Annotated in this window: 13 protein-coding genes and 1 tRNA gene; 4 read left to right on the top strand and 10 right to left on the bottom strand. The window is 64.3% G+C overall.

The features are described from left to right. Window positions 1-200 precede the first annotated feature (200 nt). On the bottom strand, window positions 201-1,295 hold the full coding sequence (locus ACXYN8_RS07745) for a PA0069 family radical SAM protein (RefSeq protein WP_458888781.1): 1,095 nt from the start codon (window positions 1,293-1,295) through the stop codon (window positions 201-203). A gap of 49 nt (window positions 1,296-1,344) precedes the next feature. Continuing rightward, a complete protein-coding gene (gene ribH / locus ACXYN8_RS07740; RefSeq protein ID WP_458888780.1) occupies window positions 1,345-1,767 on the bottom strand; it encodes a 6,7-dimethyl-8-ribityllumazine synthase in 423 nt (140 codons plus the stop codon). A gap of 123 nt (window positions 1,768-1,890) precedes the next feature. Here ribH and ACXYN8_RS07735 point away from each other — a divergent pair, with 123 nt between their 5' ends. Both ACXYN8_RS07735 and ACXYN8_RS07730 read left to right on the top strand, forming a co-directional pair. After that, window positions 1,891-4,065, top strand: coding sequence for a dehydrogenase E1 component subunit alpha/beta (locus tag ACXYN8_RS07735; RefSeq protein WP_458888779.1), 2,175 nt, complete (start codon window positions 1,891-1,893; stop codon window positions 4,063-4,065). Continuing rightward, window positions 4,062-5,081: an ACP S-malonyltransferase gene (locus ACXYN8_RS07730; protein WP_458888778.1), complete on the top strand. Its 1,020-nt coding sequence runs from the start codon at window positions 4,062-4,064 to the stop codon at window positions 5,079-5,081. Before ACXYN8_RS07735 ends, ACXYN8_RS07730 begins: the two co-directional genes overlap by 4 nt. A gap of 547 nt (window positions 5,082-5,628) precedes the next feature. On the opposite strand, the gene ACXYN8_RS07725 is transcribed toward ACXYN8_RS07730, so the two are convergent. The 7 genes from ACXYN8_RS07725 to ACXYN8_RS07695 all read right to left on the bottom strand — a co-directional run bounded on the left by ACXYN8_RS07725 (window position 5,629) and on the right by ACXYN8_RS07695 (window position 12,163). After that, window positions 5,629-6,069 carry a hypothetical protein gene (locus ACXYN8_RS07725; protein ID WP_458888777.1) on the bottom strand — a complete coding sequence of 147 codons (441 nt, stop codon included), beginning with the start codon at window positions 6,067-6,069 and terminating at the stop codon, window positions 5,629-5,631. A gap of 97 nt (window positions 6,070-6,166) precedes the next feature. Continuing rightward, window positions 6,167-6,242: transfer RNA gene (locus tag ACXYN8_RS07720), tRNA-Lys, on the bottom strand. Between the two features lie 115 nt (window positions 6,243-6,357). Continuing rightward, window positions 6,358-7,482, bottom strand: coding sequence for a rod shape-determining protein RodA (gene rodA, locus ACXYN8_RS07715; protein ID WP_458888776.1), 1,125 nt, complete (start codon window positions 7,480-7,482; stop codon window positions 6,358-6,360). After that, window positions 7,479-9,566, bottom strand: a complete 2,088-nt coding sequence (mrdA, locus tag ACXYN8_RS07710; RefSeq protein WP_458888775.1) for a penicillin-binding protein 2 — start codon at window positions 9,564-9,566, stop codon at window positions 7,479-7,481. Before mrdA ends, rodA begins: the two co-directional genes overlap by 4 nt. Next, window positions 9,563-10,114, bottom strand: a complete 552-nt coding sequence (locus tag ACXYN8_RS07705; RefSeq protein ID WP_458888774.1) for a rod shape-determining protein MreD — start codon at window positions 10,112-10,114, stop codon at window positions 9,563-9,565. Before ACXYN8_RS07705 ends, mrdA begins: the two co-directional genes overlap by 4 nt. After that, complete coding sequence (gene mreC, locus ACXYN8_RS07700) at window positions 10,114-11,049, bottom strand: rod shape-determining protein MreC (RefSeq protein ID WP_458888773.1); 936 nt, start codon at window positions 11,047-11,049, stop codon at window positions 10,114-10,116. Before mreC ends, ACXYN8_RS07705 begins: the two co-directional genes overlap by 1 nt. Window positions 11,050-11,116: 67 nt before the next feature. Next, the gene (locus ACXYN8_RS07695; RefSeq protein WP_458888772.1) at window positions 11,117-12,163 is read right to left on the bottom strand and encodes a rod shape-determining protein; all 1,047 of its coding nucleotides are present in this window, start codon (window positions 12,161-12,163) and stop codon (window positions 11,117-11,119) included. Between the two features lie 187 nt (window positions 12,164-12,350). Between ACXYN8_RS07695 and mutL the strand changes: the two genes are divergently transcribed. Together mutL and ACXYN8_RS07685 are read left to right on the top strand one after the other, a co-directional pair. After that, window positions 12,351-14,177 (top strand): DNA mismatch repair endonuclease MutL, encoded by a 1,827-nt coding sequence (gene mutL / locus ACXYN8_RS07690; RefSeq protein ID WP_458888771.1) that lies wholly within the window; start codon window positions 12,351-12,353, stop codon window positions 14,175-14,177. After that, window positions 14,177-14,758, top strand: a complete 582-nt coding sequence (locus ACXYN8_RS07685) for a hypothetical protein (RefSeq protein ID WP_458888770.1) — start codon at window positions 14,177-14,179, stop codon at window positions 14,756-14,758. The genes mutL and ACXYN8_RS07685 overlap by 1 nt, the downstream gene beginning before the upstream one ends. Window position 14,759: 1 nt before the next feature. Here ACXYN8_RS07685 and ACXYN8_RS07680 read toward each other — a convergent pair whose 3' ends face one another. After that, a complete protein-coding gene (locus ACXYN8_RS07680) occupies window positions 14,760-15,224 on the bottom strand; it encodes a MaoC family dehydratase (RefSeq protein ID WP_458888769.1) in 465 nt (154 codons plus the stop codon). Between the last annotated feature and the right edge of the window lies 1 nt (window position 15,225).

The raw sequence follows: 15,225 nt of genomic DNA, 5'->3' as shown, positions 1-15,225 counted from the left end.
TGATCTTGATGGCGGCACCGCTGCTTAGCGTGTTCACCTACCTACTTGCCATCGGTTGGTTTCCACTCATTAAATTTCGGAAGCCGAGGTTGGTTTGGTACCTTCTGTTTACGCTGTACACGCTTCTGTTTTTGTTGAGCGAGATCATCAAATCCAGATAATTCGACTGTTGCTGTCAGCTCTCCAAACAATCGCGACACTCACAACAACCGCATCTGCCCTCCCACCTCCGGCGCTCTGAACTGAGTGCAATCCAGTTCGAACTTCGCGCCGGTGGACTTGCTGCCGATGCCTGCGCGTTTGCAGGCGATACGGAAACGGGTGCGGAAGAGGTCGGCCCAGACGCCGGTGGGCTTCAGGCGGGTGAAGAACTGCGGATCGTTGTCCTTCCCGCCGCGGATCGACTGGACGATGCTCATCACCTTGCGCGCGCGGTCGGGATAGTGGACGGCGAGCCATTCGCGGAACAGCGGCGCGACTTCATGCGGCAGGCGTAGCGGTATCCAGCCCGCCGAGTGCGCTCCGACCTCGGCGGCGCGCTCGACGATCTCCTCCATAAACTCGTCGGTGATCGCGGGGATGATCGGCGCGATCGAGCAATGGACCGGCACGCCCGCCTCGGCCAGCCTGCCGATTGCCGCCATGCGCTTCGCCGGCGCTGCCGCGCGCGGTTCGAGCAGGCCGGAGAGGCGCGGATCGAAAGTCGTCACCGAAATCGCCACCGCCACCAGCCTCCGCCGCGCCATCTCCACCAGCAGGTCGAGATCGTCGCAGACACGGTCCGACTTGGTGGTGATGGTGACGGGGTGGCGCGTCTCCAGGCACACTTCAAGGATGGAGCGCGTGATGCGGTATCGCCGCTCGATCGGCTGGTAGGGATCGGTGTTCGTGCCCATCGCGATGGGGCGGGGCGTGTAGCCGCGCTTCGCCAAAGTCGCGCGCAGCAGCTTTGCCGCATCGGGCTTGGCAAACAGCTGCGTCTCGAAATCCAGCCCCGGCGAGAGATCGTGATAGGCGTGGGTCGGTCGCGCGAAGCAATAGACGCAGCCATGCTCGCACCCGCGATAAGCGTTGATCGAGCGGTCGAAGAAGATGTCCGGCGACTGGTTGAAGCTGAGGATAGTCTTCGGCCGCTCCTCCGTCACATGGGTGCGGAGTTTTACCGGAGGTCCATTGAGCGCCACCATATGGTCACGCCAATCGCCATCCGCCTCCCGCTCCGCCAGCCCGAAACGCGTCGGCACCGCGCCGGACTGCGCGCCGCGACCGTGGATCGACTCAGGTGGGGCTGACATCCGTCTGCATTAGAACATAAGCGGAACATCGGCAATGGGTGAGTTCGCGTCAGGCGGCGAACTTGTCCTGCAATGCGAGCATCGCCATCGCCGCCTTGGCCGCTTCGCCGCCCTTGTCCTTCTGCGACTTATCGGCGCGAGCGATGGCCTGCGCCTCGTTCTCCGTGGTGATGATGCCGTTGCCGACTGCGAGCCCGTCCATGGTCAGCGCCATGATCCCGCGCGCGCTTTCGCCCGCGACGATCTCGAAGTGATAGGTCTCGCCCCGGATGACCACGCCGATGGCAACGAAGCCGTCGTAACGCTCGCTCTCAGCGGCCAGCGCGATAGCGCCGGGGATCTCGAGCGCGCCGGGCACGGTGACGACCTCCACGCTGTGTCCTGCTGCATCGAGCGCGGATTTCGCGCCGTCGATCAGCATGTCGTTGAGGTGGTCGTAGAAACGCGCTTCGACGATGAGGAAATGGGCCATGGGTCGCTCCTTTGTCGCCGCGCCTAGCCCAAGCGTCGCGTCAGGGAAAGCGCGACAATATCTTTCGCGGGGCGGCAATATCTGCAAATAGGTGCGACCACGCGAGAGGAAAGGCGACAACGCATGGCGGGCCCGATTGCCAGCGCACAGGACAGCTTTGCGGAGCTGCTTTCGGCAGGCGCATTGCCCAATCCGCAGGGCGGTGCGGGTGACCTATCCGCGACCGATCTGGTGCAATTGTTCGAAAGCCAGGCGACCAGCCGGCGGCTCGACCTGGAGGCGCGGCGGCTGGGGGCGGAGCGGCGTGCGTTCTATTCCATCGGCAGTTCGGGGCACGAAGGCAATGCGGCGGTGGCGCGCGCGCTGCGGCTGACCGACATGGCTTTCCTGCACTATCGCAGCGGTGCCTTTCTGATCGAACGGTCGCGACAACTCCCCGGCTCCACGCCGATCTGGGACATGGCGCTGTCCTTCACCGCGTCGAGCGACGACCCGATTTCCGGCGGGCGGCACAAGGTGCTCGGCTCAAAGCCGCTGAACATTCCGCCCCAGACCTCGACCATCGCAAGCCACCTGCCCAAGGCGGTGGGCGCTGCCTACGCCATCAGCCTCGCGCGCGCGCTTTCGTTCGAAGGCAAGGTCATGCCCGACGATGCGCTGGTACTGTGCAGCTTCGGTGACGCATCCTCCAATCATTCGACCGCGCAGGGGGCGTTCAACACCGCTGCGTGGACGGCATTCCGCAACATTCCCCTGCCGCTGATCTTCCTGTGCGAGGACAATGGCATCGGCATTTCCGTGCCCACGCCGCACGGCTGGGTGGGGCGCAACTTCAGTCAGCGCGCGGGGCTGGAATATGTCGCCTGCGACGGGCGCGACGTCGCGAGCGCCTTTGCCGGGGCGCAAAAGGCGGCCGACGTTGCACGGCGGCGCCGCAAGCCGGTGTTCCTGCACATGAAGACAGTGCGCATCGGCGGCCATGCAGGGTCGGACGTGGAAGCCGCTTATCGCAGCCGGGCAGAGATCGAAGTGGCACAGCGCGAAGATCCTCTGCTGATGACGGCGGCGCGGCTGGCGTCCGAGGCGGGGATATCCAGCGGCGAGATCGCAGGAATTTACGCCCGCATTTCGGATCAGGCGCGCCATGCGATGGAAGCCGCGACGGAACGGCCAAAGTTGACCAGCGCCAAGGACGTTATGGCGAGCGTGGTGCCCCCCAGGGTCGAGACGCACGCGGCACCCGCAACACCGCTTGACCATCCGGCCGCGAACGAGCCGCAGCACCTCTCCCGCATGGTCAGTCTCGTGCTCGCCGAGCAGATGCAAAGACATGAGGAAATCGTCGTCTTCGGCGAGGATGTGGGGCGAAAGGGCGGCGTGTACGGCGCAACCACGCGGTTGCAACAGCAGTTCGGGCGGACGCGAGTGTTCGACACGCTGCTGGATGAGCAGGCCATCCTTGGCAATGCCATCGGCTTTGCTCACAACGGCCTGCTGCCGATCCCGGAAATCCAGTTCCTCGCCTACGTCCACAATGCCGAGGACCAGTTGCGGGGCGAGGCAGCGACGCTCTCCTTCTTCTCTCGTGGGCAATACACCAACCCGATGGTCGTGCGGATTGCGGGGCTGGGCTACCAGAAGGGCTTTGGCGGGCACTTCCATAACGACAACTCGGTCAACGTCTTCCGCGACATACCCGGCATCGTCGTCGCCTGCCCGTCGAGCGCTGCCGAGGCGGCGCGGCTGATGCGCGAAAGCGTGCGGCTTGCGCGTGAGGAAGGACGCGTGGTCGTGTTCATCGAACCGATCGCGCTCTACGGCACCAAGGATCTGCATGAGGACGGCGATGGCGAGATGCTGGCTGTTCTCAACGAGATTTCGGACGCCGCGCCGCTGGGCGAGCTCGCCGTCCATGGCGAGGGGCGCGACCTCCTGATCGCGACATACGGCAACGGCACCTACATGGCGCGCCGCTGCGAGAAACGGCTGGCTGCGGAAGGCATCGCGACCCGCGTGCTCGACCTGCGATGGTTACACCCGCTGCCGGTCGACGCGGTGCTGGCAGAGGCGCGCGATTGCGAGACCGTGCTGGTGGTCGACGAATGCCGCCGCACGGGCTCGCTGGCAGAGGAAATGGTCTGCCGCCTGGTGGAAGACGGTTTCGACAAGCCGCTCGCACGGCTGAATTCCGACGACAGTTTCATCCCGCTTGGCCCGGCGGCCGAAGAAGTGTTGCTCAGCGAGGCACAGATCCTGGCCGCCGCGCGCAAACTGACCGGCAAGGGGGACGCAGCATGAGCGCGCGCAAACGGGCCGTCGTCGTATTTCCGGGGCGCGGTTCCTACGGTGCGGCGGAGCTGGGCTATCTCGGCAAGCGGCAGGGGCAGGCCGAACTCATTGCGCAGCTGGACGCGGTCGTGACGGGGCGGGGCGGCACCTCGATCCGCGAACTCGATGCTTCGAAGAAATTCTCGCCGTCGCGGCACTTGCCGGGGCGCAACGCCTCCAACCTCATCTACGCCGCAGCGCAGGCCGATTTCGCGGCGATCGACAGCGCGCAATACGATGTCGTCGCAGTGTGCGGCAATTCGCTCGGCTGGTACCTGACGCTGGCGGCGGCCGGCGCGGTCTCGCTAAGCGACGGTGCGCGGATCGTCGACACCATGGGCGACATGATGGAGCGCGAAGGCATCGGCGGACAGGTGCTCTACCCGCTGTTCGACCGCGACTGGCAGGCGGACGCCGGACTGGCGGCAGATGTGGCCAAGGCATTGGAGGAAGCAGACAAGGTTGGGCGGGCCTTCGTTTCCATCCGCCTCGGCGGTATCGCCGTGCTGGCTGGTGACGATCCTGCGGTGACGACGCTAATGAAAGCTCTGCCACCGCTTGGCGACACGTTCCCCTTGCGCCTGCCACGACACGCGGCATTTCACACGCCGTTGCTGGCGGACATCAGTGCCAGGGCACTGGCAGAACTTTCGCCGACCCTGTTCGGCCAGCCCCGGATTCCGATGATCGACGGACGTGGAGCGATCTGGACGCCGCACGCTTGCGACCTGTCCGCATTGCACGACTACACCTTCGGCGCGCAGATCGTGGAAACCTACGATTTCGGCAAGAGCGTGGAAGTCGCGCTCAAGGAGTTCGCGCCGGACTGCCTCATCCTCTGCGGTCCGGGCACCTCCATGCTCACGCCCGTCGGACAGACCATCGCGCGCCTGAACTGGTGCGGCGTGGATTCGAAAGCGGCTTTCGAAGCCCGGCAGAACGATCAGGACTCGTCCGGGCAAGGACGGATCGTTCGCCTCGACTGAAGCGACGCCTGTAAGCCGGTTTGCCGTTGGCGGTTCGCAGCCGCATGGAACAAGGCCGTGAACGCGAGATTCGCGCGGCACTGATGCGCCGACACGCCCTTGTCTGTCACGAACGTCAAGTCATCGACGCTGCGCTGTTTCACCAAGCCCTGAATGAGCTTCCCAGCGTCATGGCGGTGACAGAAACTATGACGCCTACACCCCAGCGTTGACAGAGCCTGCTGCCCCTGCCGTAACGGCAGCACCCGCACCGTCAGCGGACAATCTGCGCACGGCGCTCGGTTTCACCTAACCACATTGGCGCGGTCAGGGCACTATCTCGCCGAGTGGCTAGGATAGAACGCGAAGGGAAGTCGAGGTCTTCGCCGTTCGTGGTCATGTTCGGTTCGTTCGATCTGTTCGTCGAAATAGCAGTGCTGCCGGAGATCGAAGCGGGACACCTGTCTCGTGCCGACATGGTCGATGTGGTCGCCGCTCTTCGCTCTTGGGAAGAGAATGGGACTTGGGGTCGACCTGTATAGTTTTGGGTCTGAAATTAGGGTTGCTGCTAAGTATCACGAACCCACGAATCTTGGGCGATCCCGTCCTTCCAACGGACCTCCAGAATCCAGACGTCCATGAAGCTAGGACAGAGGTGCCAATGGCTGAGGCTGGCGTCGCTTGCTTCGTTCTCATCAGGACCAAGCAAATCGGTCAACTCTTCTCTCGTTTTTCCTTCGATCTCTATTCTCGTCCGAAGGTCCGCAATCATTGCGCAGCGCGTGTCTCCCCAATGGTCCACGGCTTTCCATCTTTCCCAATTGAACGGTCGCGGCAAAGCTTCTGTGTAAGCCCCGCCTCCGATGTAAAGCATTGGCAGCAGTATGAAGGCTGCCAGCATCAATGCGCATCCTGCTACGGGAGTCTTGCCACTCATCCGATAAGACATAAGCTTCAAATAACTGACCCAATTGCCTTTAGCCAGCAGGCGATTTGTGTCGCTGACCACTAAGCAGAGCGGCTAGAAATACGCTAGAGTGCACGCACATCCATTGAGGAGACGTGGCTCGCACTGCGATTAAATAATTGTTATAAAAGCTGAAAAATGGTGGACGCACTAGGGCTCGAACCTAGGACCCGCTGATTAAGAGTCAGCTGCTCTACCAACTGAGCTATGCGTCCACATCGCCGCTTGAGGCGAATATCCGAATCGCGCTGCAACCCGGAGAGGGGCCGCATATAGCGACTGCTCGCGGCATTTGAAGCGCTTTTTTCGCAGGCCGCTTCGGCAATGCGCTCAGCTTGCGAAACTGCTGCTTCGGCCGCGCTGGTTCCAGCGGTCTACGGCCATCAGCAGGCCAAGACATATCATGTTGGTCAGCATGGACGAGCCGCCGTGACTCATGAAGGGGAGGGGGATGCCCACCACCGGCGCAAGTCCCATCACCATCATGAGGTTGATCGCAACGTAGAAGAAGATCGTCGCCACCATCCCCGACGCGAGCAGGCGGGAAAAACGGTCCGGCGCGTTGCGGGCGACGATCAGGCCCCAGCGCAGGATTATGCCGAATACGAGCAGCACGAACAGCCCGCCAATCAGCCCCCATTCTTCCGCCATGGTCGCGAAGACGAAATCGGTCTGCGGCTCGGGCAGGTATTGCAGATGACTTTGCGAACCTTCGCCAAAGCCCTTGCCGCTGAGCCCGCCCGAACCGATGGCGATCTTCGACTGGGTGATGTGATAGCCCGCGCCCAGCGGGTCGCTCTCCGGGTCGAGAAAGGTCGTCACCCGGCGCTGCTGATAGGGCTTGAGACCGAAGAAGAATGCCAACGGAGCTATCACGAGCCCTGCGGCTCCTGCCATGGCGAACCAGCGCATGGGCAGTCCCGCGAGGAACATCACCACCACGCCGCCGAAGCCGATCGCCAGCGCAGTGCCGAGGTCGGGTTGCAGCAGCACCAGCAGCATCGGCACGGCGATCAACCCGCCCGCCGGAACGAGCGAGCGCCACGTCGGGATCATTCCCAGCGGCAGCAGGGAATAGAACCGCGCCAATGCGATCACGATGGCGGGTTTCATCAGTTCGGACGGCTGCAAAACGATCGGGCCGAGGTTGAGCCAGCGCTGGCTCCCGCCGCCCATCGCGCCCAGCGCCTCCACCAGCACGAGCAGGACGAGCACTGCGCCATAAATGGGGAACGCCATGAACTTCAGGAATTCCGGCTTCAGAACGAACATGACGACCAGCGCGACCGGCAAGAAGACGGCGAAGCGCAGGAGGTGCGACGACGCATAGGGGCTGAGCGAACCACCCGCCGCCGAATAAAGCACGGTAGCGCCGAACAGGACGAGCGCGGTCAGCGGCAGGATCAACTGCCAGGGCTGGCGCGCGATGGCCGCAGGGACGATCGAACGGTTCACTGGCCTGCGCCCGTGGCTCCGGCCGAGCGCGGCGTCGTGGTGCTCTCCGGCAGATTTGCGCTGTCGGGCCCGTCGCCGGACCCGCCGCGTGCCGAATTGTTGCGTTCCGCCACGCGGGCAGCGGCGCGCGCTTCCGCATCGACCTTTCGCGACAGATCCATCTGGGTCGGCGGTTCGGTCGGAATGTCGAGGCCAGCCTCGGCGGCATATGCGGCGTAGCGCTGGTCGAGCCGTTGTTGCGCAGTGCCGCCCCATTGCTTCTCGAACCCGTGCAGTGCCTCCAGCGCCTTTTCGGGATCGAACAGGAAGGTCATGACATCGCGCGCGATGGGATAGGCGGAGCCGGAGCCGCCGCCATGCTCGATCACCACCGCCCCGGCGTAGCGCGGATTGTCGAACGGGGCGAAGAACACGAACAGACCGTGGTCGCGATATTTCCACGCGCCGGTCTTGCCATCGCTTCGGCTGAGGCTGACGACCTGCGCCGTGCCGGTCTTTCCGGCCATGAGGACATCGTCGATGGGCAACCGCGCCCGGCCAGCGGTGCCGGGGCCGTTGACCACGTCGCTCATCGCCTGACGGATGTAGGTTATTTCTTCCTGCGGGAAGTTGAAGCTCTTGGGGGCGGGGGCCTTCGGGTCGAGCAGGAGGCGAGGTTGCAGCATCTTACCTGTGGCCAGCCGCGCGCTCATCACCGCGAGCTGCAACGGATTGACGAGGTAATAGCCCTGTCCGATCGAGGCATTCACCGTGTCAAACACGGCCCAGTCGTTGCCGTATTTCTTCTTCTTCCACGCCGGATTGGGAACGGTGCCGTAGAACTGGCTGAGCACGGGCAGCTCGTATTCCTGGCCAAGGCCAAGCCGCGTGGCCATTTGCGCCACGGCATCGAAGCCCGTCTTCTGGGCGAAGTGATAGAAATAGGTGTCGCAGCTCTGGTAGATGGCCTTGGCCATGTTGACCTGGCCATGGCCGCCGCGCTTCCAGCAGCGGAAGAAGCGGTTGCCGACGCGCAGGCCGCCGCCGCAAAAGACGGTTTCTTCAGGGTCGATGCCGGCTTCCATGAAGCCCAGGCAGTGCATCGGTTTGACGGTGGAGCCCGGCGGATAGAGCCCCTTCAGCACCTTGTTGCGCAGCGGAACACGGTCGTTCTCGCTCAGCATCTTGTATTCGACGCGGCCGATCCCGTCGGAGAAGCTGTTGGGATCGAAGCTGGGCATCGAAGCCATGCAGACGATATCGCCGGTGAGGCAGTCCATCACCACGACGCTGCCGGATTCCAGTCCGATGCGCCGCGCGGCGTAATCCTGCAGCGGTCCGTCGATCGTCAGGCGGATGGGCTGGCCCTGCACGTCCTCGCGCGTTTCGAGGTCGCGCACGATCTTCCCGCTGGCGGTCACCTCGACGCGGCGCGCACCCGGTTCCCCGCGCAGCTGCTGCTCGAACTGCTTTTCGAGGCCGTCCTTGCCAAGCTTGAAGCCGGGTGTGACGAGCAACGGCTCCGGCTCCTCCTCGTACTCTTCGCGGCTGGCGGCACCGACATAGCCGATGAGGTGGCCCACCGCCGGACCGGTGGGGTAATAGCGTGAAAAGCCGCGCTGCGGGATGACGCCGGTCAATTCGGGCAGGCGGACCGTGATCGCGGCGTATTCGTCGATGGTTAGGCCGCTGCTGACCTCTACCGGCGCGAAGCCTGAACCCTGGCCGATCTGGTCGCGCAAGTCCTGTAATCTTACGTCAGTCAGGTTAAGAACGTCGCCGAGGATTTTCAGGGCGCTTTCGGGGTCTTCCATCCGGTCGGGAATGATGTCGACCCGAAAGTCCGCGCGGTTGGATGCGAGCGGGGCGCCGTTGCGGTCGAGGATCCAGCCACGCCTCGGCGGGATCAGCGCGAGATTCACGCGGTTGCTTTCCGCCAGCACGCGGTAACGCTCGTTCTCGGCGACGGCGATGTATCCCATCCGCGCGGCCAGCAGCACGCCCACCGTAGCCTGCAAGCCCCCGATGACCGCGCTGCGGCGGTCGAAACGGTGGCGCAGGATCGCTTGCGTCAGATTGGGTTCGCGGCGCAGCCCCAGCTTCACAGCACGCGCATCCGCAGGAGCCGCACGCTGTCCAAGCCGGCAACGAGGCGCGCGATGATGGGATAGGCCAGCAACGACAGGATCAGCACGGGGCCCATCAGATACAGGAAATGCAGGCCCGGAAGAATACCGGCGAAAAGGGTAGAGGACACGATATAGATCACGATCAGGAGCGCAGCTGTCAGCCAGTCCTGCAGGAATGAGCGCCAGGGGAAGCGTTCCTCGACGATCTCGATCGCCAGCAGGGTGAGTGACCAGAGCATGATACCACCGCCCAGTGGCTGTCCGCTGAACAGGTCGTCCCAGAAGCCCAGCGGAATGCCCGCCCACAGCGGCAGCAGGCCGGGACGCACCAATCGCCACGCGAGGAAGGACAGGTAGCCCAGCGGGGGCAGAATGGGTGAGGACGCGATGACCGGCAGCATGGGGGCAAGCGACATCAGCAGGATTGTCACCCACGGAACGCCGTAGATCAGGATGCGCGAATGGTCGCGATTGATCTTGGTGCCGTAACGGTCGCGGCGGGCGCGTGGGTTGAGACGGTCCATCAGTCCGCTGCGGCCGGTTCGGATGGTGCGGGCGTCTCGGCATCCTCGGCAGGCTCCGGGGGCGGAGCCTGCTGAGGCACGACCTGCTGCGCCTGCGGTTGCCAGATCGGGTCGACGACGACGTAATCCGTGCCGGCCGGATCGCTCAGCAGGCGGCCAATGGCGCCGTCGCGGTTGATCTCGGTCGCTACAGCCACGGCGATGCCGGGGCGATAGAGGCCGCCCGCGCCCGAGGTTACGAAGACGTCGCCTTTCTTAAGTGGATTAATGCCAAGGTTGACCAGCCGGATCCGCAGCGTGCCGTCCGAACGCCCTTCCGCAAAAGCGACCACGTCGCCGGTCGCCAGACGTACCGGCACGACGCTTTCATTGTCGGTCAGCAGCAGCACGCGGGCGCTGAGCGATCCTGCGTCCAGAACACGGCCCACCAGGCCGCGCGGGCTGCGAACGGGCATACCGGGGCGCACCCCGTGGCGTCGCCCGACGGAAAGATAGGCGAGGCGGCGCGCGCTGGTCGAAGTCGAACCGATCAGCCGCCCGCGGGTGACGGGCGGATCCTCCGCGCTGTCCGACAGGCCGAGCACGGCCTTCAGCCGCTGGTTCTCGCGCTTAAGCGCTTCCGCTTCGGCAAGGCGGATGCGGGCGACTTCCATTTCCTCGCGCAGCGCGGCGTTCTTGCTGCCCGCGCGGTAGTAGCCGCTGATGCTTTCGAAGACGCTCTGGCCGGATGTCCGTGCGACCGCGCCGCCCCTGCCGGCAGGGGAAACAAGGTCGTTGGCGCCCGAACGCAGTCCACCAAAGGCGTTGGGCTCGAACAGCGAGATGACCAGCAGCACCGCACCCAGCAGCGCGCCGGCCCCGGCCACGACATATCCGGTGAAGGCGCTGACCTGCGCCTTCTTCGAATAGCTGGAGGATTTGGTGGCTCGCGCCATCGCCGCTTGGGCTCCATCTGGCCGGCGCGGCCCGGATCGAGTCCTGGCTGAAGCGCCGTGGGTGGGATCAGGCGGTCATCAAGACGCCGCGGTAGACCGGGTCTTCCATCGCCCTGCCGGTGCCGATGGCAACGCAGGTGAGCGGATCTTCCGCCACGCTGACGGGAAGGCCCGTCTCCTCCCGGAGGAATTCGTCCAGGCCACTGATCAGCGCGCCGCCGCCGGTCAGGACGATGCCCTGGTCGACGATGTCGGCGGCGAGTTCGGGCGCGGTGTTTTCCAGCGCGATGCGGACGCCTTCGACGATGGCGCTGATCGGTTCCGACAGCGCTTCGGCGACGTTGGCCTGATTGATGGTGATTTCCTTGGGCACCCCGTTCACGAGGTCGCGACCCTTGATCGTGATCGCTTCGCCCACGCCGTCTTCCGGCACAGTCGCGATGCCGTAGTCCTTCTTGATCCGTTCCGCCGTGGCGTCGCCGATCAGCAGGTTATGGTGGCGGCGCACGTAGGAGACGATGGCTTCGTCCATCTTGTCGCCGCCAACACGCACGCTGGTTGTGTACGCAAGGCCACGCAGCGAGAGGACGGCGACTTCGGTCGTGCCGCCGCCGATGTCGACCACCATGGAGCCGACCGGCTCGGTCACCGGCATATCGGCGCCGATCGCCGCGGCCATCGGTTCCAGGATCAGGTACACGTCGCTTGCCCCGGCATTGCTTGCTGCGTCGCGGATCGCGCGGCGTTCGACAGAGGTCGAACCGCTGGGCACGCAGATGGTGATTTCAGGGTAGCGAAACAGGCTCTTCTTTTCGTGGACCTTGCGGATGAATTCCTTGATCATTTCTTCCGCGATTTCGATGTCGGCGATGACACCGTCGCGCAGCGGACGGATGGCTTCGATGCTGTCGGGCGTCTTGCCCATCATCATCTTCGCGTCGTTGCCGACCGCCTTGACGCGCTTCACGCCATTGATGGTCTCGATTGCCACAACGGAAGGTTCGTCGAGAACGATGCCGCGATCCTGCACGTAGACCAGCGTGTTGGCCGTTCCGAGGTCGATAGCCATGTTCTGCGAGCCGAACTTGAAGAAACGCGACATGAATGAGCTCATTGCAAAATCCGTGATGATAGCGTGGCAGGGACGACGAGAATCGCCCACACGAAAGGTTGTTACGGCGGGATTGAGCGGGTCTCTAGCGCGGGCAGTCGGCAAAGGCCAAAATTTTGTCGCAAAATCGGGGAAGTTTTCCTCGGCTCAACTCGAATATTCCGCCGCTCGTCGCTAGGCTGTCCTGCCCATGCCCCAAATCCGTCGCCTGCCCGAAACTCTGGTCAATCGCATTGCCGCTGGCGAGGTGGTCGAACGTCCGGCATCCGCGCTCAAGGAAATCGTCGAGAACGCCGTCGATGCAGGAGCGCGGAGCATCGCGATCGTGCTGACCGAAGGCGGTCTCGACCGCATCGAGGTGACCGACGACGGTTGCGGGATGGAAGCCGAACAGATGGCGCTCGCGCTGGAACGGCACGCCACCTCCAAGCTGCCGGACGAAGCGATCGAGCAGGTCTCGACCCTTGGCTTTCGCGGTGAAGCGCTGCCCTCCATCGCCAGCGTCGCGAAGCTCACTATCGAAAGCCGGGTACGGGGCAGCGAACAGGGCTGGCGGCGTGTGGTCGATCATGGCGCGCTGACGGAAGACGCGCCCGCCGCCCTGCCGCCGGGCACCCGCGTCCGGGTCGAACACCTGTTCGCCAAGGTGCCTGCGCGGCGCAAGTTCCTGCGCACGGCGCGCAGCGAATATGCAGCCTGCCTCGATGTGGTGAAGCGGCTGGCAATGGCGCGGCCCGACATTGCTTTCACCCTGACACACGGCGAGCGGCGCGTGTTGAAATTGCAGGGCGACGAAAGCGTCGAGCAGCGCGTGGCGCATATCGTTGCGCGCGAACTGGCGGACAACGCGGTCTCGCTCGACATGGAACGGGCGGGCGCGTCTGGCGCAATGCGGCTGACCGGCGTGGCGGGTCTGCCGACCTACAATCGCGGGATCGCCGACCAGCAGTTCCTGTTCGTAAACAGGCGCCCGGTGAAGGACCGCCTGCTGACCGGCGCCGTGCGCGGAGCCTATGCCGACATGCTCGCGCGCGACCGGCACGCGGTGCTGGCGCTGTTCCTCACGCTGCCGTGCGAGGATGTGGATGTGAACGTCCATCCGGCCAAGACCGAGGTGCGTTTCCGCGATGCGCAGGGTGTGCGCGGCTTCATCGTCAGCGGGTTGCGGCAGGCGCTCTCGACCGGCGACCGTCGCAGCGCGCAGGCGCCGGATGCGGCCGCGATGGGGCGCTGGCAACGCGAAGGAGATACGCCGCCCGCCTTGGCGAGCATTTTCTCCGGCCGGGATTGGTCGCGGCCTTCCAGCGGGGTGTCCGAACCGTCGCAGGCATGGCGCGGCTATGACGCCGAAGTGATGACGACGGCGCGGTCAGACATGGCCTTGCCGCAGGGCAGGGCAGAGGAGGCCGCCCCCGCCAGCGCCGACGGGGCGCAATACCCGCTCGGCATCGCGCGCGGGCAGATCGCGGAAACCTATATCGTCGCGGAAGCAGCGGACGGCCTCGTCATCGTCGATCAGCACGCCGCGCATGAGCGGCTGGTTCTCGAACGGCTGCGCGCGGCAGGGGCGGGGGACAAGGTCGCCGCCAGCCAGGCGCTGCTGATCCCGGAGGTCGTCGAATTGGAAGAGCCCGATTGCGATCGGCTGGAAGACCATGTCGATGGCTTCGCGCGCTTCGGCCTCGTGCTCGAGCGCTTCGGGCCCGGCGCCATGCTGGTGCGAGCGCTTCCCGGCGCGATCCGCTCAGGTGATCCGCAGAAACTGCTACAGGATCTGGCTGACGACATTGCGCGTCACGGAGATGCGCTGTTGCTGGAAGAAAAGGTCGAGCACGTCCTTGCCACGATGGCCTGCCACGGCTCGGTGCGGGCGGGCCGCGTCCTGCGGGTCGAGGAAATGAACGCCCTCCTGCGGGAAATGGAAGCGACCCCGCGTTCGGGCCAGTGCAATCACGGGCGCCCGACCTGGGTCAAGATGAAGATGGAAGACGTCGAAAAACTGTTCGGGAGACATTGATGGGTAACGACAGGGCCACCTGCGAAGGAGGGCGTTTCTCCCGTACAGCGCGCCGGGCGGCAAACTCGCCCCAACTGCGATGGGCATCGGTAATTGCTCTGGCGATCGCGCTGAGCGCTTGCAGCGAGGAGCCGTCGGCCGCCGAGAAAGCGGCGCAGGACGCCGCCGACATCGCCAAAGTCGAGGCGATCAACGACAGCGTGCCACCGCCCCAGCAGATCAAGCTGGAAGCGATCACCTATCCCGACATCGAGAAACACGACCTGTTCGGTGCGGGCTGCAATTTCGCGCCGGAAGGTGGCGGGATCGGCGCGGTTTTCCTCGGCATGAAGCAGACCGGCTATTTCAAGCACGAAGGGCGCATCGTGCGCCTTGCCGCCGATGCGGGTTCGCCTGAATTGCCGCTCGAATCGCACGAACAGTACGACGGGAAGGAATACTCCGCCGAGCTGAAGATCGAAGAAGGGGAAGGGGAGCAGTCCGGTATCGAGACGGTCGATTTCTCGGGCCATCTTACCGTTCGCGACAGCAGCGAGCAGCCTGTCTACGAGGCCGACGGCGTCGTGCAATGCGGCAGCTGAGTTAGTCTTCTGTCGGCGCGTCGGGATCGCGAACCACGATTAGTCCGTTGGACACCATTTCAAGCACCACTTCGTCGTTCTGGTTGAGCGTGCGCGAACGGCTTTTGAAGATGCCCATGTCAGGGCGGGACTTGCTGCGGCGCTTTTCCAGCACTTCGCTTTCCACCCGCAGCGTGTCGCCGGGATAGACCGGTTTCACCCAGCGCAAATTGTCCACGCCGGGAGAGCCCAGACCCGCTTGCTGGTGCGTCTTCATGTTCTCGACCAGCATCGCCATCGTCATCGCGCAGGTGTGCCACCCGCTGGCGCTGAGCCGCCCGAAGTGGGTGTTTGCCGCCGCCTCGTCATCGAGATGAAACGGCTGCGGATCGTATTTTCCCGCAAACTCCATCACCTCGTCGCGAGTGACTTCGTAATGGCCGAAAGAGCGCGTTGCGCCGACTTCGATGTCTTCGAAATAGTGCATG

This window comes from Altererythrobacter sp. CAU 1778, from assembly GCF_054482795.1.
Note: the sequence above shows the minus strand (reverse complement) of the source record. Positions and strands in the feature narration are given on the sequence as shown.